The 22,923-nt window shown below is 43.7% G+C and carries 20 protein-coding genes and 3 tRNA genes; 5 read left to right on the top strand and 18 right to left on the bottom strand.

The window, feature by feature from the left end; translation table 11 throughout:
• Positions 1-41: 41 nt before the first annotated feature.
• The 17 genes from PENNN9_RS01570 to PENNN9_RS01490 all read right to left on the bottom strand — a co-directional run bounded on the left by PENNN9_RS01570 (position 42) and on the right by PENNN9_RS01490 (position 17,152).
• Positions 42-854 (bottom strand): pilus assembly PilX N-terminal domain-containing protein, encoded by an 813-nt coding sequence (locus PENNN9_RS01570; protein WP_143505710.1) that lies wholly within the window; start codon positions 852-854, stop codon positions 42-44.
• Positions 851-1,954, bottom strand: coding sequence for a PilW family protein (locus tag PENNN9_RS01565; protein ID WP_058368010.1), 1,104 nt, complete (start codon positions 1,952-1,954; stop codon positions 851-853). Before PENNN9_RS01565 ends, PENNN9_RS01570 begins: the two co-directional genes overlap by 4 nt.
• A 1-nt stretch (position 1,955) precedes the next feature.
• The gene (pilV, locus tag PENNN9_RS01560) at positions 1,956-2,543 is read right to left on the bottom strand and encodes a type IV pilus modification protein PilV (RefSeq protein ID WP_058368009.1); all 588 of its coding nucleotides are present in this window, start codon (positions 2,541-2,543) and stop codon (positions 1,956-1,958) included.
• Positions 2,543-3,049 (bottom strand): Tfp pilus assembly protein FimT/FimU, encoded by a 507-nt coding sequence (locus tag PENNN9_RS01555; protein WP_058368008.1) that lies wholly within the window; start codon positions 3,047-3,049, stop codon positions 2,543-2,545. The genes pilV and PENNN9_RS01555 overlap by 1 nt, the downstream gene beginning before the upstream one ends.
• 290 nt (positions 3,050-3,339) lie before the next feature.
• Entirely contained in the window at positions 3,340-4,140 is an 801-nt protein-coding gene (locus PENNN9_RS01550) for a ComF family protein (RefSeq protein ID WP_058368007.1), read from the bottom strand.
• A gap of 36 nt (positions 4,141-4,176) precedes the next feature.
• Positions 4,177-5,604 (bottom strand): phospholipase A, encoded by a 1,428-nt coding sequence (locus tag PENNN9_RS01545; RefSeq protein WP_058368006.1) that lies wholly within the window; start codon positions 5,602-5,604, stop codon positions 4,177-4,179.
• Positions 5,605-5,902: 298 nt separating this feature from the next.
• Entirely contained in the window at positions 5,903-8,104 is a 2,202-nt protein-coding gene (locus PENNN9_RS01540; RefSeq protein WP_058368005.1) for a protein-disulfide reductase DsbD domain-containing protein, read from the bottom strand.
• 48 nt (positions 8,105-8,152) lie between these two features.
• Positions 8,153-8,722 carry a protein-disulfide reductase DsbD domain-containing protein gene (locus tag PENNN9_RS01535; protein ID WP_058368004.1) on the bottom strand — a complete coding sequence of 190 codons (570 nt, stop codon included), beginning with the start codon at positions 8,720-8,722 and terminating at the stop codon, positions 8,153-8,155.
• Positions 8,723-8,873: 151 nt separating this feature from the next.
• Positions 8,874-9,398 (bottom strand): type II secretion system major pseudopilin GspG, encoded by a 525-nt coding sequence (gspG, locus tag PENNN9_RS01530; RefSeq protein ID WP_227511682.1) that lies wholly within the window; start codon positions 9,396-9,398, stop codon positions 8,874-8,876.
• Between the two features lie 317 nt (positions 9,399-9,715).
• Complete coding sequence (gene gspF / locus PENNN9_RS01525) at positions 9,716-10,918, bottom strand: type II secretion system inner membrane protein GspF (RefSeq protein WP_058368003.1); 1,203 nt, start codon at positions 10,916-10,918, stop codon at positions 9,716-9,718.
• A 53-nt stretch (positions 10,919-10,971) separates the two neighbouring features.
• On the bottom strand, positions 10,972-11,961 hold the full coding sequence (locus PENNN9_RS01520; RefSeq protein WP_058368002.1) for a hypothetical protein: 990 nt from the start codon (positions 11,959-11,961) through the stop codon (positions 10,972-10,974).
• Between the two features lie 220 nt (positions 11,962-12,181).
• Positions 12,182-13,102, bottom strand: coding sequence for an AraC family transcriptional regulator (locus PENNN9_RS01515; RefSeq protein ID WP_227511681.1), 921 nt, complete (start codon positions 13,100-13,102; stop codon positions 12,182-12,184).
• Positions 13,103-13,584: 482 nt separating this feature from the next.
• Positions 13,585-13,660, bottom strand: a tRNA-His gene (locus PENNN9_RS01510).
• A gap of 39 nt (positions 13,661-13,699) precedes the next feature.
• Positions 13,700-13,776, bottom strand: a tRNA-Arg gene (locus tag PENNN9_RS01505).
• A 92-nt stretch (positions 13,777-13,868) separates the two neighbouring features.
• A tRNA-Pro gene (locus PENNN9_RS01500) sits at positions 13,869-13,945 on the bottom strand.
• 220 nt (positions 13,946-14,165) lie between these two features.
• A complete protein-coding gene (locus PENNN9_RS01495; RefSeq protein ID WP_058368000.1) occupies positions 14,166-15,584 on the bottom strand; it encodes an McrC family protein in 1,419 nt (472 codons plus the stop codon).
• A 98-nt stretch (positions 15,585-15,682) separates the two neighbouring features.
• Positions 15,683-17,152 (bottom strand): McrB family protein, encoded by a 1,470-nt coding sequence (locus tag PENNN9_RS01490; RefSeq protein ID WP_058367999.1) that lies wholly within the window; start codon positions 17,150-17,152, stop codon positions 15,683-15,685.
• Between the two features lie 236 nt (positions 17,153-17,388).
• Between PENNN9_RS01490 and PENNN9_RS13525 the strand changes: the two genes are divergently transcribed.
• From PENNN9_RS13525 to PENNN9_RS01480, 3 genes are read left to right on the top strand one after another with little or no spacing between them, the layout of a single operon-like run.
• A complete protein-coding gene (locus tag PENNN9_RS13525) occupies positions 17,389-17,769 on the top strand; it encodes a DUF4442 domain-containing protein (RefSeq protein ID WP_319822880.1) in 381 nt (126 codons plus the stop codon).
• A 29-nt stretch (positions 17,770-17,798) separates the two neighbouring features.
• Complete coding sequence (locus PENNN9_RS13520; RefSeq protein WP_319822879.1) at positions 17,799-18,137, top strand: hypothetical protein; 339 nt, start codon at positions 17,799-17,801, stop codon at positions 18,135-18,137.
• Between the two features lie 43 nt (positions 18,138-18,180).
• Positions 18,181-18,675 (top strand): RidA family protein, encoded by a 495-nt coding sequence (locus PENNN9_RS01480; RefSeq protein WP_058367998.1) that lies wholly within the window; start codon positions 18,181-18,183, stop codon positions 18,673-18,675.
• A gap of 9 nt (positions 18,676-18,684) precedes the next feature.
• Here PENNN9_RS01480 and gspE read toward each other — a convergent pair whose 3' ends face one another.
• Complete coding sequence (gene gspE, locus PENNN9_RS01475) at positions 18,685-20,226, bottom strand: type II secretion system ATPase GspE (RefSeq protein WP_058367997.1); 1,542 nt, start codon at positions 20,224-20,226, stop codon at positions 18,685-18,687.
• Between the two features lie 331 nt (positions 20,227-20,557).
• Here gspE and PENNN9_RS01470 point away from each other — a divergent pair, with 331 nt between their 5' ends.
• Together PENNN9_RS01470 and PENNN9_RS01465 are read left to right on the top strand one after the other, a co-directional pair.
• Positions 20,558-21,385, top strand: a complete 828-nt coding sequence (locus tag PENNN9_RS01470; protein WP_058367996.1) for a thiazole synthase — start codon at positions 20,558-20,560, stop codon at positions 21,383-21,385.
• A gap of 121 nt (positions 21,386-21,506) precedes the next feature.
• On the top strand, positions 21,507-22,901 hold the full coding sequence (locus tag PENNN9_RS01465) for a WS/DGAT/MGAT family O-acyltransferase (RefSeq protein WP_058367995.1): 1,395 nt from the start codon (positions 21,507-21,509) through the stop codon (positions 22,899-22,901).
• Positions 22,902-22,923 lie beyond the last annotated feature (22 nt).

The following is a 22,923-nucleotide window of genomic DNA, read 5'->3' as shown; positions in this document are numbered from 1 at the left end:
TCATCTAGTTTGTGATGACTGATCTTTTGATATATTTTTCATCAGCTGCCTGAGATACAATCAACCCCAACTGGCTGATTTAAGTACGTCTGTTGCTGAGTCTGAAAGGGCACAGCAAGGGCTGCTAGGCAACTATCTACCGTGGTAGATTCTGTACGTGACTGTTTGAGGCAACCTGCTATCGTGGTCGTGTCATTACTACTGGCATTACCTAAGGGCGCTCTAGATAGCGCAGGTATGACTGACGTTACGTAGCCTACAAAGGTGGTACACTCGATAGTGACATTGCCGCCTGTTTCTGGTTTTTCAAAATCATTGGACAGCGTTCCTTCGACTTCCTTGTAGAAGACACCTTTGTCTTCAGTCTCGATAGGCCGTACAAAGGTCATCTGAGTCATCACTCGACCTTCACTGACATAGTCCTCACTGACCGCAGGATTGCAATAGCCATTGTTTTTGTCCGATAATAAATCATTGGTTTTGTTGCGTTCGCTAATCTCAAGAATACTAAACAGTTTGGTGCTACGTGGACGTACACAAAAGCTGACTTGATGCCCTTCACGCTCCGTACTAGACATATAGCCTTTGAGGGTATCGACATTGTCCCGGCGCTCACTTAGGATACGATCTTCCTTTTCTACCTTCATAAGAGCGGCATCATTGGCCTGAAAGAGTAGCTTATTGACTTGATCAGCAGTCGCCACTTTTAGATCTGTCGTGCCTTGTCTGACGGCAATTGCTCCGACAACCATAATCAAGATTAAAGTAAACAATACAACGATCAGTACCACACCTGATTGATGATGCAAGCTTGTGGTTATCTTGGGATGATTGGTAGTATTTTGTCTCATCATAATCCTCCTCTTGCATTACGTAGTAGCACAGTACTTTTATAGACACTACGTAGATAAGTGGGACCCTGTATCGCTGTAGCATTGAGGCCGACATCTGTCTTATCGAGCACGGTAAAGCTTAAGTCACTGTTTGCCTGCGGTGTCACTGTTGGATTGTTTGATCTTGCCAAAATGCCCAGCTGCAAACTGACAATACGTCTGTTATTAAGCTGTGCATTAAGGTCTGATCCATCAGGGATCGCTATATACCCAATACGAGAATTCTCAGGATCAGTTGCAAATCCTGTGCTGTCTGATACACCTAGCATTACTCTAAAATAATCTACGTTAGATATAACAATCGTACCAACCCCTGCCAAGTTATTCGGCGTTGCTGTGCCTTCTCCAGGTACTGTGTAAGCCTTTATATCAATACCAGTTGCACTACCAGCATCAGATTCTTTGTAATTGTAGATTGCTGATGCACATGCTAGTCCGGGCACAGCTGGAGTCACGGTGTTATCCATACGAACAAAATAACGTTCAATGACATAAAAATCCTTTGGAATAGAAGCACCCTCGCAATCAAACAAACCTTCTCGGCTGGATTGATATTGAATGGTTAACTGATCACTATTTGCGATACCATTTAGGTTGCTGACACTATTGGCAGAGGCACTACTAGACAGTAAGTTGTCAGCTATAGCAGCGCTATCTAGCACCAAACCAGATAAGTTATTATTAAGCCACTTTCCAGAAGCACCGTCTGGTGCTGTAAGTACTACCCCGCCTTGCGGCGTTAGATGATTCATAAAGTATTCATCGTACGCACTTGTGGATTTGGCACCATAGTTCGTACGTCTCAAATGCTGCTGTATTTGAGAGAAACCAAAAATAGAGTTGTCTTGGATTTGCGAGCTTGCTTCTTGACGACGGCTATTGACTGAACTGGTATAAAAAATCTGTAGTGCGGCAGCGGAGACAAGTAGACCTAATACCAAAGCAATCATAAGCTCAACTAAGGTAAAACCTTGTTGTATTTCAAACGTTGATGTCGGTTGTGGTCGTCCTATAGAATCTGATATAGATGAGTTTTTAACCTCATGGGATAAACGCTTCATATCATATCTCCATCATCATGCATGTGGATTTAGCATAGTAGCTACCACCAGCCTCTTCTACATTATCGCCATCGACCACGCGTTCAGTTAGACAATCTGTCTCACTATCTGTACCGATAGTAGGGGTGGTATCGCCCCACGCCGATATCAAACAGTACGAATACATGATATTATTTGCTACATTGTCACCTGTACCCCCCGTGTTAGGACAAGCATGCATTTGGATTCGGAAGTCATAGTTCTGCAGCTCTGCTTTAACCTTGTAACTTTCAGCTTCTGCAAGCGCTTCTGGTTCACATAGCGTTGTAACAGCTTGACCGTCTAGACCACATAAATCACTAGGTGCAGTGATCGTCCCATCTTCGTTAAGCTCATCTGCATAAGTCTCAATAGCAGAAGGGTTAGCATGTATTTTTTCTGCTATTGTTCGCATCATAACGAGCGATTGAGAACGCTCGAGCGACTCGTTGGTGACTTTTATAGCTTGACCCTGTAAAGCGCTATAGCCCAATACTGCTACCGTCAGTAGCAGCAGCGCTACCATAACCTCGATCAATCCCACGCCTGCCTGAGTCGTCTGTGTCTTCATTAGCAGCTCCCAACGGTCGTAATATTGATATTAGCGATACTGTTAAGACTGACCTGTGTAGGAGTTTCACTATTAGAAGCATCATCGCAAACGGTATAGATAACGCTGGCGCCACCAGCCATGACTTTATTAGGCTGAAAAGTAACCGCGGTGACCGTAGTAGGAGTAATTACTTGATTGATAGTGCTTTGAGAGGCGATGTTATAGGTAGATAAAACGGTATTGCTGTCGTCTTGTAAGGTGATGGTTTTAGGCGTGCTACTGTCGTATACCACTGTGATATTTTGCCGTCGTATAATGCTCTCAGCTTTTGCTTCTTTAAGCGCACTCTCTATGGTTGAGACAGTTGACTTTACTCGCTGATTGGCCAGCTGGTTGCTGATGTTAGGCGCGGCAATACTTACAATGATAGCCAGTACAGCTATCGTTATCATCAGCTCAATCAGAGTAAACCCTGCGTTGGATGCTGGTCGTTGGTAAGATAAGCTGTACAAAGATGCATTCACATCAATATCCTATTAATAACAATCACACATAATGACAACGGCCTATTTATCTACATCAAAAGACAGGTCATGAGTGCCCGATCTTTTGTTTATTTTTCAGAAAACTGTTGCAATATTCATTCCACCGTAACCCTATTTATAGACAGTGTCTTATAGCGCATAGCCTGATATTTAAGTAATGTAATCATTAAAATAGTAGTAAGAATCGACATACGAATAGACAATGTAACACAGATACATTTCTGTATCATTATCAATACAAAAAAATATTTTTCGTTAACATTGTCTAATTAGGCGTTGTGACTACCGTGAGCAAGTGCATAGGCAGATAGATGGTAAATATCAGAGACAGGCGTGTTTTTATCGTGAGATGTACTTTGATTGATAGGATATGTCTGATTGTGGGAGAAGGACTTGGCAGACAGTGTTCGAGCCAGTGCTTGTAGACTTGCTCCTGTGGTCGCCACATCATCAAATAGCAATATACGTTTGGCAGGAGGTAATGTCGTCATCGTAAAAGCATCGTTTAGGTTCGCTAAGCGCTCTGCACGCGTTAGACCTTGCTGGCTAACAGTATGATCAATGCGCTGGACACCTTGCCAGATAGGTATATTCCAATGCTTCGATAAATAGGCGGAAAGAATAGTCACGGGGTCAAAGCCGCGCTCAACTAGGCGACTGGCGGTGGTAGGCATGGGTAGGATGACGCTGTTTTGGCTGTGGCAGCCGATAGGTCTTGGTAGCTGACGCAATACATGTACCAATAAAGGCAGCTTGGTCATGTCCTCTGAATGTTTAAAAGCTCGAATGGCTTGGCGAATTGGATAATCGTAATAAGTAGCAGCTTGGATAGTAAGAGAAGCACCCGCTGCAATATCTACAGTAAACACCTTAGGAAGCCACGCGATATAATCATGACAGCGCGCGCACAAAAGACCTTTATGAAAATACTGCTGTATACGATTGTAAAGCGTCGGTGCAGTGCTGCTCGGTATGGAAGGTGTACTACGATAGACATGGCATAGCTGACAGCGTAAATTTATATACTCTGCCAGCCATAGGCCACTTTGATATGGTGCTAAGCGCTGCATAAGCCGTTATGACACTTATTGATAAGACTTAGCGAATTATAGTCCTTTCCAGTCATTAAGTACTATCCCAACCCCGACAGCGGTATTTTTATGGTTATAATCGATGATAGACTCACCATAACCATGGAACAGCTGAACATACCCATTGACGTTATTAGATAATGGATAGATATAATCGACTTGCGCTGCGCCTTTTTCTGTCTTTGGATTATAACGCAAGGTACCGCTGACACTGTGTTTGTTTGGCAAGTCATATAAGAACTTCATATCGCCATAACCCAAGAAATCTTCGATATCTGGGTTATCATCCGTGTCGCCACTTTCGGTACTAACACGCGCCCACAGCCTTGGTACGATTGCAAATTTACCCCACTCAGCACCGCCCATCAGATATACCCGGTTCCATGAACGAGACAAGTTGTCAGACTGACCATTTGAATGGTGTGAGGCCCCTGCCCCTAGCATACGTAAGCGTCCGCCAAAGGGTAGGTTCGCTGTGACAGGCTGAGTTACAAACACCTCAGGCTCGTAGTCGGTTGCTCGAAACGGACGAGAATTGTCTTCGTTATAGACCTGCCAATGCGACTGCTGCGTATAGCCAAACCACATATCGGCATTGGTATCGAATAAGTCCTCTGCGACTTTAGTCTTAATAGATACCTGCAATTTCAGCTCAGGCACTCTTAGCTCATTGGGACTAAAAACCTCCTCATCTCGAGTCGGAGTATTTGGACTACGATTGGGCTTGGCATTTAAGAATAAAGGTAACAAATACATAGGACGGTGTGGTCGCGCTGACCAAGTCCCGCGCTCACTGTTTTGGTCCAAATCATAGGCCAGACTCAACGGCGTATATTTTTCGATATCGCTTTGAGTCACGCCTACATCATCTAATATCTCGGCTTGTGTCTTGTCTATCGCAGCCTTATTAGTTCCATTATTGGAAGATAACTGATTGGCAATGAGTACCGTATCAGCAGCTTCTACAGTATCGCCCTGCATTTTGGTCATATCTTCTGCAAGTACCACCTGCGGATCACCCGAAATGGTACTTTTGATGGTACTTGCCAAATCTAATGGTTGCTTGGTCGTGGTATAGCTTGGCGTCTCGCCTTGCTCTGCAACTTTATCAAAACAAGCCAGTCGTGCAGCGGCCGTACGTACTTGCGTACATTCAAAAAACAATTGTGCTTGTTGTGCAACAAAAGCATCGTTAGACAGTTTTGTTTGGCTATCAACAGCATCGTTCGACGCCTCTAACGGCTCAACAGTAGCTTGCGGCGTTTCTATAACCGTCTTACCATTTATCTGATTGTTGTCTACCGCATGCACTTGCATGGTCAAACAGCTCAATATTGCACCAACTGCAATGCTCAAATGAGTTTTGGTTACTGTGTGCTTAGTAGCTTGATAAACAAAAGCAAGGCCCATCATCTGACGCTGCGAAGTTGTATGAACAAACATAAGTGTCCCTTGTGTTAATTGACACTGTGGTCAATAAATTATCTACGATGACTAAAATCAAACCTGATAGGTAAATAGCAACTATGGTGTTTTATTAGTACAACTTAACTATTGTTGCTTTAGTGTAATAAATATATCCACATTATACTAGAGTTATTCATCCTTAGTACAATGTTAAATAGCTAGAATTCGGCTTTAATATATTTTTACGCGGACTTTTGGTAAGTAAAAAGAGCCAGTAACTGTGACATAACAGTATACTGACTCTTTGATAATGTTGACTCTTACTGATGCAGTGTTATTGGTTTAGCACTGTTAATGTCTCTTCAAACTCTGAGCGTCCAATTTCGCCAACCTGCTGGTTTACCAGTTGACCATCTCGATAATACAATAACGCTGGCGGACCAAATAGCTGGTAGCGTGCTAAGATTGCTTTGGAGTCTGGGGTAGTTTCAGTGATATCAAGCCTGACCAGTTGCCAATCTTGCATCTGCGCTGGGCGACTATGGAATAAGTTTTTATCCATAATCCGGCATTCGACACACCAATCAGCCGTCACATCCACGATGGCTTTGGGCGTTTTGGCAGTGATTGCATCTAACTGTGCAAGCGTCGTGACATGCTCATCGTTTGCATTATCATTACTAACCGCTTGGCCAGTCGCTGACTGTACCATCGTTGGCGCAGCACTTAGTGACGCCAATGGATGTAGACTGTCATCATTGCCTAATGCCGCCCCAATGACCAAGCAGGCAGCCCAGATACCAGTCACCAAGCCAAGCGCTTGAGTAAGCATCCGACCACGGCCCAGCCAGCTCCAAGCCCATGTCGCCACCACCATAAACCATAACGCCCATACTAGCAGCATTATGGGAGATACAAATACTCGCTCAATCAATAGTAGCGCCACTGCAAACAACAATAACGCAAAGCCTTGCTTGACCCAGTTCATCCACTCGCCAGCCTTCGGTATGATTTTGCCTTGAGTGGCACCAATCAAAATAAGCGGCGCTGACAAACCAAAACCAAGCATAAATAAGGCGATAAAACCAAGCAGCGGACTACCAATAGTCGAAACTGCAAGCAAGGCACCAAATAGTGGCGCGGACACACAAGGCGATACGACTAGTGCGGATAAAAACCCAGCAACGAGGCTACCTCCCGTACTACCAAGCTTACTATCACCCGCCTGACTCAAGCCTTGCAGCTTACTACTGATGGCTCGTGGCAGACGAATAGTAAATACGCCCAGCATATATAGCCCTAACAGTACAAAGATGATAGCAAAGCTAATCAAGATAATGGGGTTTTGTAGCCAACCGATAATGCCTAATGACTCACCAAACACCGCGATGACCGCACCTAAGATACCATAGGCAGTAGCGACTCCAATGGCATAACTGGTGGTCAATATCACACCTTTTTTGACAGTAGGGTTTTTCTCGCGAGCGACGATGTTAGCAACGATAGGTAGCATCGGCAGCACACAGGGTGTCAGTGCCAAACCTAAGCCTGCTAAAAACAACAAACCTAATGCCAACCATGGATGCGATGCTAGACCAAACGGGTCAGTATCGACTAAACCATTCTCGTTGACAGTAGCGCCGCTGGTCGTGTTGCTATTGGTCGTATTGCTATCGACCGTACCGCCACCGATGACATTGGTATCTGCTCCAGAAATCGTATTGGTTGTAAGCTCGTCATCTAAAGCACCCTCATCTATCAAGGCATAGTCAATCACCTCATCATCTGTCTCTACTTGCTCTGCTATAGATGTAGCATTGTCCGGGTTAGTTGCATTCGCCGCGTCTGCTGTCGTTGCAGCACTCATAGCAGCTTTGACGGTAGAGTCTGTCGTCTGATCTTGAGAAGACGTACTATTGTCACTCGCTGCAGTCTGCGGGGTAGTCGCAGCAATATTGACAGTAGTATTGATCTTTTCAGGTGGGTAACACAGTCCCGCTTTAGCGCACCCTTGCCAGCCAATAACCACTGCTGCATCGTCCACGCTTTTGCCACTCGTACTACTTAGCGTCGTGGTCGCTACCATATTGGCTTGATCAAATACTGGCACACGACCAAAGGTGGGATCATCAATAAAAACAGCAGTCTGACTAAAAGTAAATGGTGCGGCAGTCACACCAGTAGGTAAAGTTAGCTTTATTTTATCTTTATAGACATAGTGTTCAGGCGTGATGTCGAAGGTGATCGACAACTGCGTCCCTGTCGCGACAGGCTTGCTGACACTACCCACCTGAAACGCTTGATCGACTGGCAAGAACTTTGGCTTCGCTGAGCTTTTATTATTACCAAACAAATCACCCAAGCTAACAGCTTGAGCGGTCATGGATGTGGCGGTCAGTCCAGTAGCGACCAACCCAGTAGGTAGCAACCCTGTCAGCAATGAGCTACTGCTTAAAGCAAATGCCAACAGATAAGACTTTTTGGTAGGATGACTTGTAGAGGTGGATGGAGGTTTTTCTAGTGTCTTAATGGACATAAAGGACTGCCTATTGATTACTAATACTGACATCGACTCAATCGATATTTACTTGCGTTGTGCTGCGATATCAACCGTGGTTTTGATTTTCTCTGGCGGATAGCATAGTCCAGCTTTGGCGCAGCCCTGCCAACCGATCACGAGCGGTGCATTCTTTGCCCCTTTACCATTATTGGTCGTCAGTGTCGTCGTCGCTATCATATGCTTTTGGGTAAATACAGGAACCCTACCAAAAGTTGGATCATCGATTGAGACTGGAGATTGATTAAACGTAAACGGCGTTGCGCTTATTCCTTTAGGAAAGTTTAAAGTAAGCTGGTTTTTGTAAACGTAATGACCTGGCGTGATATCAAAGGTGATGGATAAACGCGTGCCCTTGGATGTTGCATTGGTAATGCTATCAACTTGGAAAGCTTTATCCACTGGTAAAAACTTCGACTTTGTAGCACTGTTATTACCAAACAGCTCACCTAAACTTGCCGCCTGAGCAGTCATAGCAATCATTGAAGAACCCATCATCACTGAGGTGCTCATGATAGCAAGTGCAAGCGCATTAGACTTTTTAGAATGATGTTTGTGTAACGCAACTGATTTTATTATTGGCATTTTAATTGTCATGAATAACTACCTTTATTGCTTTTAATCACTGATGGCATAAGTTTCACGTATTGATAAAAAATATCAACCAATAATGACTTATTGGTTGATAATAGTTACGATCCAGTTATCCATTGCTGGTCGTTAATACTGAGTACGCTGATACCTCTACTTATAGTTTTGCATAGATATCAGCATCTTGACCTTCGCCGCCTTGTTGTCCATCTGCACCCAACGAAAACAAATCGTAAGGACGACCTTCACTGCCAGGAGAGACATACTGTAACTCGTTTTCCCAACCATCGGTCGGATAGCCGCCTTTAATATAGCCGCCTTCAGGATAATTCTTTGCTTCGGCAGGTGGCGTGCTTAAAGCTTCTAGGCCCTGCGCGGTCGTTGGATAGCGCGAGTTATCTACTTTATACATATCAAGCGTATTGGATACAGTCGCTAGTGCGGTCTCTGTCGTTTTGACACGCGCTTTATCGCTTTGCCCTACGACTTTTGGCACGACTAATCCTGCCAAAATGGCTAGAATGACAATCACGACCATAATTTCGATAAGCGTAAAGCCTGATTGACTACGGCTCAATGCTGTCCGACTATTGACGATGTTTGTATCTCTTATATCTAAATGAGATTGTCTGCTTTTCATAAAAAACTGCTTTGTCGCATTGGTTGAGGTTTTATCAATCATAATCATCGCTTTTATCATTACCGTTATACATAAATATCAAGACGATTGTCACTATAGACTATGATTGTACATTTATCTACTAGCGCACTTTGATTTTAAATTTTGATTTTAAGTTTTGGATTATCGCTGTCCCTACTTATAAGTACATAAACCTCTATATATGTATAAACGTCACTGTTTATAAAAGTCACTATAGCCCAAAGAATCAATGAACGACAGTGTATTTGCCTATCATTGATTAATATACAACAGTAAGCAAAACTTAAGAAACCTGCTGTAAGGTTAAAGTGATACGGTCAAATAGTAAACCGCCCGAACTAACCTGCCAAGTCGTTCATATTCACAATCGGTAGCATGACTGCCATCACAATAATCATCACTACAACTCCCATCAATACTAGCATTAGCGGCTCTAATAACGATAGCAAAGTGCTAATAAAGTTAGTCGCTTCCGCCTCTTGCATATTGGCTGCGCGACTAAGCATACTTTCAAGCTCGCCCGAGTTTTCACCGCTCTTGATCATCTGTACCATCATCGGTGGAAAATAAGAGGTTTTTTCAAGCTGGCTGGACAAACTTGCGCCTTCTGTTACTCGATCGGCAGCAGTGATAATAGTTTGTTTAATGTGTAGGTTGGTTGTGACCGCAGCACCGATATGCAAAGCTTCAATCAATGGCACACCTGAGCGCACCAATATCGACAGTGTGCTTGCAAAGCGTGCAGCATTGAGTCCTTTAGAGAGACGCGCCAATATCGGCAACCGAAGGACGATGCTATCGATAGCAAGCTTGCCTGCCTGCGTTTGCGCAAACCGATAAAACAAAAAAGCGCTACTTATTAATATTAGTAGCATCAACCACCACCACTGGGTAATAGCATTGGACAGCGTAAGTACTACCTGAGTTATCAGGGGCAGTGCTTGCTCAGACTGCTCGAACACTTTGACAATCTTGGGTACAACAAAGCTCATCAGCCCCATAATCACACTGATTGCCATGACCATCAGCACAATAGGATATACCATCGCACCTTGGATTTTCTTTTGTAAGGCAAAGCGATTTTCAGTGTAATCGGCCAGCTGATTAAGAATCAGATCAAGATGACCTGACTTTTCACCAGCCGCGATAGTGGCAATATATAGAGGCGGAAAGCTTGCCGCTTGCTGTAACGCACGGGCAAAACTTAAGCCTTCTAAAACGTGCGAGCGTACTGCCAGCATAAGAGATTTGATATGGGTTTTGGGAGATTGCTTGGCGACAGCTGCTAGGGTTTCTTCGAGTGGAATACCAGCTGCTAGCAGGACTGAGAGCTGACGGGTTAATAGCGCTAACTCATAAGCAGACGGCTTTTTATAACGACTTCGCTGTCGACCTTGTTTGTCATTGACGGCATTGACTTCTACCGGTGTCCACTGCTTGTCGCGAATTTGCTGACGTATTTGCCGTGCAGAGTCGCCTTCTAATAATCCTTTTTGGATACCGCCTTGGTCATCAAGCGCTTTATAATGATAAGCAGGCATAGCAGCGAATATCCTAAGGCAGTTGATAAAAAAAGAATTGGGAAGTCATGTATTTAAAAAAGTGGCGTAGAGTCGTTACTCTCAGGCATCATTCCTTGTAATAGCAATACATCTAAATGCTGTTGCTGTAGCTTTTTATCAAAATCATTGACCTCAGCGATAAGCATCTTTTCGATACGTTTATCAGACGCATAAACGCTGAGTCGTGCGCAAATGACCGCCAATTGATAAATACGCTTTTTACAATAGCTGTCTAGGCCTTGTAATAAACGTACCATATAAGGGGTCTCGAGGCTAGCATAGTCATATCCTTCAACCACTTGCTCGCCAAGCGCCGTGACACCGTAGCTAATAGATAAATGGGCACAAAAATAACAGCTAAATAAGTAACCAACCACATGACCGATATAATATCCACGGTCATAAGTAAAACTACTCACCCCAAAATGTCCAAGCACATAGCTATTTAGGCTGGCTTGATCCTCAATAGGCTTGGGGTGTTTTAGCTTACCGACAGTCGCAAGTCTCAGCGGATTGTGACCATCTTGAGCAGTCAGCTGCCACCCTGCCGGTTGCTGTGCTGGCATATGACGTACAATATCAGCGATGATATCATCGACCACGTGCAACTGCTGCCACATGCGCTCAAGCGGAGTGACATCGAGCAGGCCACGTTTATCGAGCTGCTGCGCAAGCTTATACTGCTGGTACTCTGCAAACTGACTCTTCAATGTCTGTACCAGATAAGTTGGACGTATATCTGCAGGCGCCAAGTACAGCAAGCGTGTTCGCTCATGCTGCGTGCGATAAAGTGCTAAGCGCAGCTCAGCCACACTAGACTCTGAGGTCTCAGTCGCGTGAATAGCAGATGTCTGAGAAGATGATGGTGTAAAAAGAGCAAGCAGCGCCGCTTTATCAGTCGCCATCGGTTCTTGTAACGATGACACAGCCTCATGGCTACTTTTACCATCAGGGATGGAGGCGCTACTATCGCTACTTATAGCAGTAGATTGTAGGATGTTGTTAAAAGTCGTTTGGGTCATAATGTACCATCACCAGCAAAAAATAAATGTGGTCTTCAGTATCATAATCATATATCTAAGCTATTTATTTAAATGTCATAACTAAAGGTAATAAATAGCCAAATATCGTAGTGACTGCGTTTGGACTACTGATTATTATATAGTACCTGAACGTACTTTGGTTGTCAGTGTTACGGCCGCTCTTTATCTGACTTTTTAAAGATGGGCGCTTATAAAATACTTACGCTGTCAGTTTACGTTGATACTGCTGACGATAAGCTTTTGGTGATACACCATAAACGCGCTTAAAGGCTTGACTAAAGGTTGAGTCTGACGCATACCCTACTAGCTCACTAATACGGCTGATGCTGTTTTGCTGCAAACGTAGATAACGTGCTGCCAAGCGCAAACGGTAATCAATCAAATATGTCAGAGGCGGCATTCCAACTACATCTTTAAACCGCTGGGCAAAGCTTGAGCGCGACATTCCTGCGACCTCAGCAAGTTTATGAATCGTCCAGTTTCGATCTGGTGCATAATGCATCGCTACCAATGCTTTTGACAAAAATGGATCTTTTAGCGCTTTAAGCCAATTATCTGTCGCCTCAGGTAAACTCTCAATATAGGTACGCAGACACTCAATCATCATAATACTGGCCCAATGGTTGATGACTGCTGTCTTACCCATACGCTCATGCTCAGACTCCAAGGTCAACAGCTTAACCTCTACATCAATAACGCCGAATCGACCATCAGACATCTCAGTAAGCTCAGGCAATATCGTGGGTAGTACTGACAGTAGTGGTTGCGTCATCTCTTTTTCGTATCGACATTCGATCAAGATCAAACATGCATTGATCTCACCTTCTCCATTAAGATCTATAACATGGCTTTCAGAATCATTGAGCATCTCATCTAGAGGTTTGGTGTTATCACCATGATGATTGAGTGCATAGCTGACATGTTTATAGGCGTTTGAGATCATAATGGTATCGCCAGTCTTTGCCTCTCGTATCTCACTGCCGACATCGATACAAAAACTACCCGATAACACAAGATAAAATAAAATCGTATCTTTTCTATCAATAGAATATGACCAATTACCCCTACCATTTAAACGATAGTAATTTGTTTCAAACAAATGCACATTCTGTAATAACATACTAAGTGCGTCCATTAACAATTTCCTCAATAATGTATGGCAACTTACGGCAGCTAAGCCGGGCTCTGCAAAATAAACTACCTAAGAGACAATACACAAGAAAAATCGTTTACTGTGGACTGCTATTAAAGTTATACGCACGCTACACACATTTTATACTGATAGCAGCGAGACAATATTCTTTGTATAGACTATTAATATACATAGTATTAATCAGAAAGATACTGTTTCTTAAGTGTAGATTTAGGATACTGCTTAATAATGGGGGTTATTTCGCTAAAATTAACAATAAATGCGTAGAAGACAGTATGGGCATTTTTTTAGAAACCAGATAAAAGATAGGTACTAAGCCAAATAAAGTTATCAAGCTTACAAAAAATAGCTATAAAATGAATAAAAAGATAGGAAAGAAAAACGCAGACGAAAAAAAATGCCAACGAGGGCAATTTATGTATGTAAAAGCAGATATATCAAATAAAAATTGGGGCGACTGATGGGACTCGAACCCACGACAACCGAGATCACAACCCGGGGCTCTACCAACTGAGCTACAACCGCCATAACTATTGCCAAGGAAGGCAAGATTTGCAGGCTAAATGGCGCGCCTGGCAGGGCTCGAACCTGCGACCACCTACTTAGAAGGCAGGTGCTCTATCCAACTGAGCTACAGGCGCTCTTAAGGGCTTTTACGTATTAAGTATAATTCGTAATGCTACGAACAAAACTATTATACATAAAAAAAAGCCTGTAAGGCTCTTAAAATAGATGGTCGGAGTGATAGGATTCGAACCTACGACCCTCTGGTCCCAAACCAGATGCGCTACCAAACTGCGCCACACTCCGATATTCTCTATTATCTCGCTAGTTTTGTCACTTAACTCGTTATTGGCAGTACCGCTAACTTGTTAATGTTCCTCGCTATCGAGGTGCATATATTAAGACTTATAGTCGGTAGTGTCAACACCTATTTTTAATTATTTTCATCAATTTTGACTAAGTTCTTTATCAACGAATTGTTTGCACAGATATCTGCATAATATTTGCTTTTAATCGCCTAAATTTTTTAGGCGCTCAAAGTAGTTTTATTAAGCGTTCCAGTCGTAACATTAAAAGGCATGACCCATAGTGTCGCGTGGTTCGACTCTATAGAGTCAATAGACTGCTGAAGTGCGACTGGTTGAGTGGTGTCATCCATGACCGGATAGACCAGCCAAACTTGCTTAGCTTGGTAAGCTTGAGCATAACTGATCAGCTGATACGCATCAGTAGCGCTAATATCACGCGCATGAGTCAGTGCCTTCCATTTGATATCAATGACGTGACTACAGTGAGTGGTGTTAGCATTCGCCTTACTGGTGTGCTGCTTTTGGCTATTTGCTTCGGTAGCTGTATTATAAATCAATAAATCTGGCTGTATAGACAGACATGTCTGCCCTGTAGCATCTCGAAGCCATACATCTTTTTGCTGAGTAAATGTTTGGTAAATAGGCTGGTTGATACTGGTAGACTGCTCAAACAGCTGCGTAAGACGCAAGCTTGCCCACTGCTCAAAAGCTTGGTTCATATTAATCAGTAAACATAGGCTTAACTGTTCACCTTTGTAGTTAACACCATTACCTGTAGGCAAAGTTGAGTACTGCATTTGAAGTAGCCAATACGCCAGATCTAATAGTTTATCTACAGAGTGCCGCTGCAACCGAGACAATGGCTGTAAGGTTAGCTGCTGCTTTGCCATCTGATAAAGAGAACTCAGTCTTTGCCGCTCGTAGTGGCTAAGCACAGTAATCTGTCGCCAGCACACCAGCTTAGACAGTAACGCGGCGGACAACGACATAGACTGTGGTTGATAGGCTTGAGACGCGCCTACCAGCTGCTCAAGAAAAACCAAAGCACTTTTTATCAGACGATTGACCAGCATATCGGTGCTTAGTTGGTTTACCTCACAGACAAACTTATGAGGCTGATAGCTATTACGCTTTAGCTGCTCTTTAACGAGTAGCTTACCTTGTAGCATTGACTGGTTTTGGCTTTGTGTTTGATACTGCTTGGTTGGCTGATAATCGGACAATAGCTGCAAAAACTGTCTGATGAGCCATTGTGACAGTGGCGGCGTTTGTGTCGATAGTGGCGTGAGATGCTGACTGAGCTGGCCTAAGGTTTTGGTGTGCGGCAGCTTGTGATGTCTATTAGGTATAGTCATCAAATCAGTCAGCATCATTTGTACCCATTGACGTGTCCGCATGAGTTCATCGCTTTGGGTAAGGGTGTTTTTTTGCGTGACTGCCGCTACTTTGGGCAGTATCTCAAGCGTAATGCCGCTTGGCAGCAAAATAATACCGATATAGTGACCCACTTTGAGCTGCCATTGTCCGCGTTGGCGCTTAATGGTAAATACCGTAAATTCTTGCGCAAGCAGCCAAGTAAAATCATCGACATCAATAAAGTCCTCTGCAACCAAGCGTTGATGTTCAAACACGCTCATAGTAGCGTGACCCGCTGTATTTGAGTCAGAAGATGCCTTTGAAGCTGAGCATCCAGCGCTATAATAATGACTGTTTATTGATATATGTTTCATTAAAATTAATACAGACGTTGATAGACATAAGGTTTGGCAAACTCGCCAGTCTGCGTCAGAAGCTCTGGATTGATAGTATAGCTAGCAGATGCCATCATTGAGCCTACAAACGCATTTTGTTCAGCAAACATAGGGTTTTGATGGTCTCTAGTTGACGATTGAGACAGACTGCGTTGACTGTCATGAATAAACTGCGATGTTACTGGCCGCTGCTCATCATTAAATAGATACTGTAATAAAGACACTTGCCCGCCAACAGCTTGTGCCAGTTGTGGAATAATCTGTTCTACTAATACTGTTCGTAGCTGCGCTAAACTCCTTACCGAGTATAAAAAGGCATGACCAAGTTGCGCCTCTTGTCCCAACGTTTGCGTGATACGCTGGTTCAGCCCTCTTAATAGCTTGGCCAAATCCACCTCTGCTGATGACTCATGCTTATCTGAGCGTTGATGCGCATCTGTAGGATCTAAAACGCGAATAATGGGCAGCAATTCAGGCTGCGGTGGACAGTCGATAAAGCGAAAGCGACGTCGTAGTGCCATATCAAGCGGCGCTAACGAGTGATCCTGCGTATTCATTGTTGCATAAATATCGACATTGGCAGGCACGCTAAAGACTCGCCCAGAATAAGCCAAATTTACTTGCATCGCGTTTGGTTGCCCGCTGCGCTTGTCAGGCTCGATCAGACTAAGCAGCTCGCCAAATACTCGGGAGACATTGGCACGGTTGATTTCGTCGATGAGCATGGCATAACGATGTTCAGGATCATTAGCAGCGCGCTTACAAAGCTTTAAAAAGGCCCCGTCTTGGATGTCGTAGCGCATCTGATTGCTAGTCCCTTGTTCGCTTGTTTGGCGATTGATTTGAGCACCCTGCCCTCTTGGTTCATCACCGCTCATCACCGGGCGAATACCTTCGACAAACTCTTCATAGCCATAGGCTTGATGAAAGCTGACCATACTATAGCGCTGCTTTTGTACAGACTGATTGTCTTGTTGCGCTTGTCGAAACTCGCCTAGCTGCTGCGATAACTGAGTCAATAACGTCATACTCTCTGGCAGTAGGTGCCATGCCCCGCTTTCATCTTTATCAAAGTAAGCTTGGCTTGCGCGGTTTTTATAGGTCACTGTTTTTGAGCTGGCCGAACTGTGCATTTGTAGCACTGACCATGCTGTATTGCTTAGGTTTTTTTCACGTGCATTTTGTGCCGCCTTAGCGATAAAAAACTCATGATTGACGACTTCAGGTACTTTTACTAAATCTTTTTGCTGTGCTTTAAAGTCCAAAAATATCAGACACACCACATCGCGCCAGCTAAGCTCAAAGAGCAACTGCGACAACAGCTCATTGCCATCCGTGATGGGCAAATAATGCGTATACTCTTTGGCGATTTGTAACAAGCGATAAGTCTTGCCTGTACCTGCGACGCCCGTATAAATAATATTGGTAGGCTCGCTAATGGGTCTGTCATTCATAACTTAACTCAATATTAAAAACAATTGATAAAAACAATAGGTTTTTGGTTTGCAACTCTCCACCGGTTACGTTACTACTATTTTGTGTGCGTGGTGGTTTATGGTACTAATATTAATGAGATGCAAGTATTAGGCAGTTGCAAGATAACAGTATGACAACTCATGACGCAGCTTTACTTGTATTGCTTTATTCATTATCCAAAAATGCCCAAACAGATTAATTTGAGGAACTTTGTATGTCAGGATTGTTAAATAAGCTACCCAATAAATTATCGACCAAGATACCAGCTAAGTTGCCCGAAAAAATATCTGACGCGCTAACCTCTCAAACAAACACGCCATCGACTCCTAGTTCGCTTAAGCCAGTAAACAATCAATTTACCAAGCTTTTATCTATTACCAAGTATTTACCTGCTGGTGCACGCTCGACTATTTTATCCAAAGCCTTTGGTAAAGTCGTGCCTTATGTAGGTACCACTGGCGTCTACTACGAAACCGTAGAGCCCAATCAAGTGGTGGTCAGCTTACACAATAATAAACCTGTACAAAACCATATTGGCTCTATTCATGCGGTCGCTGTTACGCTACTTGCTGAGACTGCCAAGGCTTTATCTTAGGGTTAAACCTACCCTCAGATCGTGTGCTGTTGATCAAATCTTATTCTGTAAATTTTTATCGACCGCTTAAAAAAGGTCAAGTAGCAGCGGTCGCTACTTTAAGTGATGAACAGCGTTCAGAAATTTTAGATACACCCAAAGGCGAGATGGTCATCCCATGCGTCATCAACGATCGCGAGTCTGACAGCGTGCGTGATCCCATTACGGTTGAGATGACATGGGCATGGATACCTAAGGCTGAATTAGAAGCACGTCGCCAAGGCAAATTTTTTGATAAAGCAACTGACGCTGACAACAAAACTGAAACTGAAACTGAAACTGAAACTGAAACTGAAACTGAAAACCTATCTTCTATTAATAGTAAATAACCAGTAAACGATAACGTAAATAATCAGTAATAAGGAGTCAATAATGTCCAAACTTACCAATCAATTTGTCAGCTGCCTATCCAAGGCATTTTTTGTGGGTGCTTGCTCATTTGGACTGGCCGTTAGTGCAAATGCTGCTCCGGCAGCAACTACCAACGCAGCTACTATGACCAAGTCTAAACCTGTCTTTTTAGGTGATGGCGGTGACTATCCTTTCTCTAGTGCTGTTCGAGTTGGTGACACCTTATATATGTCAGGACAAATTGGTTTTAAAGATGGCAAACTGGTAGAAGGTGGTATCAAAGCCGAAGCCGCGCAAACGTTAGACAATATCAACGACGTATTGCTACAATATGGCTATCAAAAGTCTGACCTTATCAAATGTATGGCGATGCTGACTGATATGAACGACTTTAACGCGTTCAATGAAGTCTATAAAGCCAAACTTGCCAAACCCTACCCTGTGCGCTCAGCATTTGGTGTCAAAGACTTGGCCGCAGGTGCTAGCGTTGAAGTTGAATGTATGGCAGCAAAATAATAGCCCCAATTACACAATGATAGCGTCCTCAGTTAGGGCGCTTTCTTTGGTTACTCGTAGTACTTCTTCTAATGTCGTCTGTCCTGCTATTACTTTATGCAAACCGTCAGCACGAATCGATGGAGTCTTTTGACGAGCATAAGACTCAAGCTCATACTCCGCAGTATTACTATGAATCATACGTCTTAACGTATCATCAATTGGTACGACTTCATATATCGCTGTTCGTCCTTTAAACCCAGACTGATTGCACTTGTCACAGCCAACGGGCTTTGGTAGCTTGATTGCTGTCGTCACTGAATCTTTAGAATCGGTTTCAATACCAATCTCAGAAAACAGCTTTGCTTGCTCACTATCTGCAGTTTGCCACGTATGACAATGCGAACAAAGGGTACGTACTAAGCGCTGCGCGACTACGCCAATGAGTGAAGACGATAATAAGAACGGCTCTACCCCCATATCTTGCAAGCGAGTCACCGCACCGATAGCAGTATTGGTATGCAATGTTGATAACACCAAATGCCCTGTTAATGACGCTTGTACTGCAATCTCAGCAGTTTCAATATCTCGAATTTCACCAACCATGACCACATCTGGATCTTGACGTAACATCGCGCGCAGACTGGTGGCAAAAGTCATATCTACTTTATTATTCACTTGGGTTTGTCCAATACCATCAAGCTGAAATTCGATAGGATCTTCAGCCGTTAAGATATTACGTGTCTGATCGTTTAAGTCAGTCAATGCAGCATATAGGGTCGTCGTCTTACCTGAACCCGTAGGACCTGTCACCAAAATAATGCCATGCGGACGATGAATTAAGCGTTTAAGCTCAGTATAGTCATTGTCTGCAAGCCCAAGATAAGTCATATTGAGGCGGCCTGCTTGCTTATCTAACAAACGCATGACCACGCGTTCCCCAAAACTTGAAGGCAACGTTGATACCCGCACATCGACCTCACGCCCTGCTAGCCGTAAACTGATACGCCCATCTTGTGGCACACGTTTTTCTGCGATGTCGAGTTTGGCCATGACCTTGATCCGTGAGACCAAAAGCGGAGCCAATTGACGTTTGGGCGTAATGATTTCTTTGAGTTCCCCATCCACCCGAAAACGGACAACCAGACGCTTCTCAAAAGTCTCGATATGGATATCTGAAGCATTAAGACGAATCGCTTCTGATAATAGCGCGTTGATGAGTCGTATAATAGGCGCGTCATCTTGCTGATCCATCAAATCTTCGGTCTCAGGCACACTATCTGCTAAGCTGTCCAGATCTGGATGATCTTCAAGACCGGCGGCGATATGCTGGGATTCACCCGTATTGCCTGCGTAAGCTGCATTCAGACGTTTTTCAAACTCATCCGAGCTGATGCTGTCATAAACAGGCATACCGCGTACGCCTTGCTGCTGCAAAAATCGCACAGCTTCATTGATGGCAGAAAGCGGTGTGGCTTTGGTCAATACCAACGTCGGTGGCAGCTCAGCATCCATCGCTAAAACGATTAAGAGCTGATGGCGTTTTGCAAAACTGTACGGCAGTTGCATCATAAAAACGACCTGATAAAAATAGAGTGGGTAAGAAACAAATAATAAGTGCTTGGCCTCTTTAATAAAGGCGCTAACGTCTTTAAAAAGTAGGCAGTATCTAACATAAATGTCTTAGACTTAAATGATTAAACTAAGTAAAGTTTATCGGTAAGCGCTTATGAGTTTGTTATAATAACATTTTGTTTTATATCATTAACAAAGCTTTTACGTCGTTTTACGTCTCGATAAGCGTTTATTATTATCATCTCTCGATGCTAACTTTGTACTACTTGTATTAGTGTCGCTTACGCCTTTTGTCTTTTATAGTCCGCCCGTTATTAGGATTTCAGATATGTCTCAAGCCACGACTCAAACTACTACTGAAAATACTCCCCTTGTTCAAGATACCTTTACTGTTGGTAGTCGCACATTTTCATCACGCCTACTGGTCGGCACTGGTAAATATAAAGATATGGCTGAGACCGGAACCGCTATTGCAGCCTCAGCGGCCGAAATAGTCACCGTCGCTATTCGTCGTACCAATATTGGTCAAAACAGTGATGAGCCGAACTTGTTAGATGTGATTTCGCCCGATAAATATACCATTTTACCCAATACTGCCGGTTGCTTTGATGCTGAGACAGCGATTCGAACTTGCAAACTTGCACGTGAGCTATTGGGTGGTCATAATCTGGTCAAGCTTGAAGTATTGGGTGACGAAAACAGTTTGTACCCTAATATTATGGAGACTTTAAAAGCGGCAAAAGTGCTGATCGATGATGGTTTTGAGGTAATGGTATATACATCAGACGATCCTATTGTCGCGCAAGAATTAGAGAGTATGGGCTGTGTGGCGATTATGCCGCTTGGCAGCCTTATTGGTTCTGGTCTTGGACTCCTCAACCGTCATACGCTCAGCCTTATCATAGAAAACGCTAAGGTACCAGTATTGGTTGATGCTGGCGTTGGTACCGCTTCTGATGCGGCTATTGCCATGGAGCTTGGTTGTGACGGTGTACTCATGAACTCAGCGATTGCCAATGCTCAAAACCCAGTAATGATGGCTCATGCTATGAAACACGCTATTTGGGCAGGTCGTGAGGCGTTTTTGGCAGGACGGATGCCCATGCGTAAGATGGCACAAGCCAGCTCGCCACAAACTGGTTACTTTTTCCAATAAAATGGTTTTGATACCCAGTCGATTATATACTTAACTTAACCGCTGTTCATATCGATGTGCCGACAGGCTACTTGTCATACGCAGCTCATTGACCTTACTCATTGACCCTAAAGGACACCCCATGCGATTACTGACGGCAGTTGATCAGTTATTTTTACTTCTTGAGTCACGTAAACAGCCTATGCATGTGGGTGGACTGTTTTTGTTTGAACTGCCAGTCGATGCGCAAAATGCAGAGGGTGATTTTGTTTATCAGTTGGTCAGACAAATGCAAACCTCTCAAGTACCTCCAAGCTTTCCGTTCAATCAGGTACTTGAGCGGTTGTTATTTTGGAAGCAAGATGAAGATTTTGATGTTGAGCATCACTTTCGTCATGTCGCCCTGCCAAGACCTTCCCGCGTCCGTGAGCTACTGATGTACGTCTCAAAAGAGCATGGGCGCTTACTTGATCGTGCCATGCCATTATGGGAATGCCACGTCATTGAGGGCATCCAACCAGAAACTGACGATAGTCCTGAGCGCTTCGCTCTATACTTTAAGATTCATCACTCATTGGTCGATGGTATCGCTGCCATGCGTCTGATCCAAAAGTCGCTCTCGCAGTCACCAAACGAACCTATGACGTTGCCAGTATGGTCACTAATGGCACGCCATCGTAATCAAGTAGATGCTCTGTTACCCACTGGGCGCTCTGTGACTCGCATTATAAAAGAGCAATTATCTACCATTAAGCCCGTATTTACCGAACTATTGGATAACTTTAAGCATCATGGCAAAGACGATTATGTTGGCACTTTTGATGCTCCCATGAGCATATTAAATCAGCGTATCTCTGCCTCACGGCGTATCGCAGCGCAATCTTATGACATGCAGCGCTTTGATGACATCGCCGACAAACTCGATGTCAGTATGAACGATGTGATACTTGCCGTCTGCTCTGGAGCCATACGGCGTTATTTACTAAAGCTCGATGCGTTACCCAACAAACCCTTGATTGCTTTTGTACCGATGTCATTACGCAGCGATGATAGTGCCACTGGCAATCAAATCTCATTTGTTTTGGCAAATTTGGGCACCCATTTAGATGACCCCATACGTCGACTACAGCTGATTAATGGCAGTATGAATAGCGGAAAACGTCGGTTTCGGCGCATGAATCAAGCACAGGTAATCAACTATAGTGCCATCGCTTATGCTTGGGAAGGTATCAATTTATTAACAGGGATATTTCCCAAAAAACAAGCTTTTAACCTTATTATCTCTAACGTACCTGGTGCCAAAAAACCTTTGTACTGGAACGGCGCACCGCTCAAAGCCTTGTACCCAGCTTCCATTATATTAGATGGTCAGGCTATGAATATCACTCTTGCCAGCTATTTAGACAAAGTAGAGTTCTGTATTACCGCTTGTAGCAAGCTGTTGCCACATGTACAAGATATGCTGGGCTTGATTGAAGAAGAGCTTGCTGTACTAGAAAACGTGAGCAAAGAAAAACAGCTGGGACTACGTGAATAACAAATAACAGTAACGATTTCAT

It is taken from the genome of Psychrobacter sp. ENNN9_III, assembly GCF_001462175.1.
GTDB lineage: Bacteria > Pseudomonadota > Gammaproteobacteria > Pseudomonadales > Moraxellaceae > Psychrobacter.
The sequence above is the reverse complement of the archived record's forward strand: the minus strand, read 5'-3'. Positions and strand labels throughout refer to the sequence as shown.

What these genes read in the sequence shown, in the direction of transcription:
- PENNN9_RS01490 (WP_058367999.1), bottom strand. Translation starts at nt 17,152, where the DNA reads ATGAATGACAGACCCATTAGCGAGCCTACCAATATTATTTATACGGGC.
- PENNN9_RS01465 (WP_058367995.1), top strand. Translation starts at nt 21,507, where the DNA reads ATGCGATTACTGACGGCAGTTGATCAGTTATTTTTACTTCTTGAGTCA.
- PENNN9_RS13525 (WP_319822880.1), top strand. Translation starts at nt 17,389, where the DNA reads ATGTCAGGATTGTTAAATAAGCTACCCAATAAATTATCGACCAAGATA.
- PENNN9_RS01550 (WP_058368007.1), bottom strand. Translation starts at nt 4,140, where the DNA reads ATGCAGCGCTTAGCACCATATCAAAGTGGCCTATGGCTGGCAGAGTAT.
- gspG (WP_227511682.1), bottom strand. Translation starts at nt 9,398, where the DNA reads ATGATTGATAAAACCTCAACCAATGCGACAAAGCAGTTTTTTATGAAA.
- PENNN9_RS01535 (WP_058368004.1), bottom strand. Translation starts at nt 8,722, where the DNA reads ATGACAATTAAAATGCCAATAATAAAATCAGTTGCGTTACACAAACAT.
- PENNN9_RS01515 (WP_227511681.1), bottom strand. Translation starts at nt 13,102, where the DNA reads ATGTTATTACAGAATGTGCATTTGTTTGAAACAAATTACTATCGTTTA.
- gspF (WP_058368003.1), bottom strand. Translation starts at nt 10,918, where the DNA reads ATGCCTGCTTATCATTATAAAGCGCTTGATGACCAAGGCGGTATCCAA.
- PENNN9_RS01565 (WP_058368010.1), bottom strand. Translation starts at nt 1,954, where the DNA reads ATGAAGCGTTTATCCCATGAGGTTAAAAACTCATCTATATCAGATTCT.
- PENNN9_RS01545 (WP_058368006.1), bottom strand. Translation starts at nt 5,604, where the DNA reads ATGTTTGTTCATACAACTTCGCAGCGTCAGATGATGGGCCTTGCTTTT.
- PENNN9_RS01480 (WP_058367998.1), top strand. Translation starts at nt 18,181, where the DNA reads ATGTCCAAACTTACCAATCAATTTGTCAGCTGCCTATCCAAGGCATTT.
- PENNN9_RS01570 (WP_143505710.1), bottom strand. Translation starts at nt 854, where the DNA reads ATGATGAGACAAAATACTACCAATCATCCCAAGATAACCACAAGCTTG.
- gspE (WP_058367997.1), bottom strand. Translation starts at nt 20,226, where the DNA reads ATGATGCAACTGCCGTACAGTTTTGCAAAACGCCATCAGCTCTTAATC.
- PENNN9_RS01495 (WP_058368000.1), bottom strand. Translation starts at nt 15,584, where the DNA reads ATGAGCGTGTTTGAACATCAACGCTTGGTTGCAGAGGACTTTATTGAT.
- PENNN9_RS01540 (WP_058368005.1), bottom strand. Translation starts at nt 8,104, where the DNA reads ATGTCCATTAAGACACTAGAAAAACCTCCATCCACCTCTACAAGTCAT.
- pilV (WP_058368009.1), bottom strand. Translation starts at nt 2,543, where the DNA reads ATGAAGACACAGACGACTCAGGCAGGCGTGGGATTGATCGAGGTTATG.
- PENNN9_RS01470 (WP_058367996.1), top strand. Translation starts at nt 20,558, where the DNA reads ATGTCTCAAGCCACGACTCAAACTACTACTGAAAATACTCCCCTTGTT.
- PENNN9_RS01520 (WP_058368002.1), bottom strand. Translation starts at nt 11,961, where the DNA reads ATGACCCAAACGACTTTTAACAACATCCTACAATCTACTGCTATAAGT.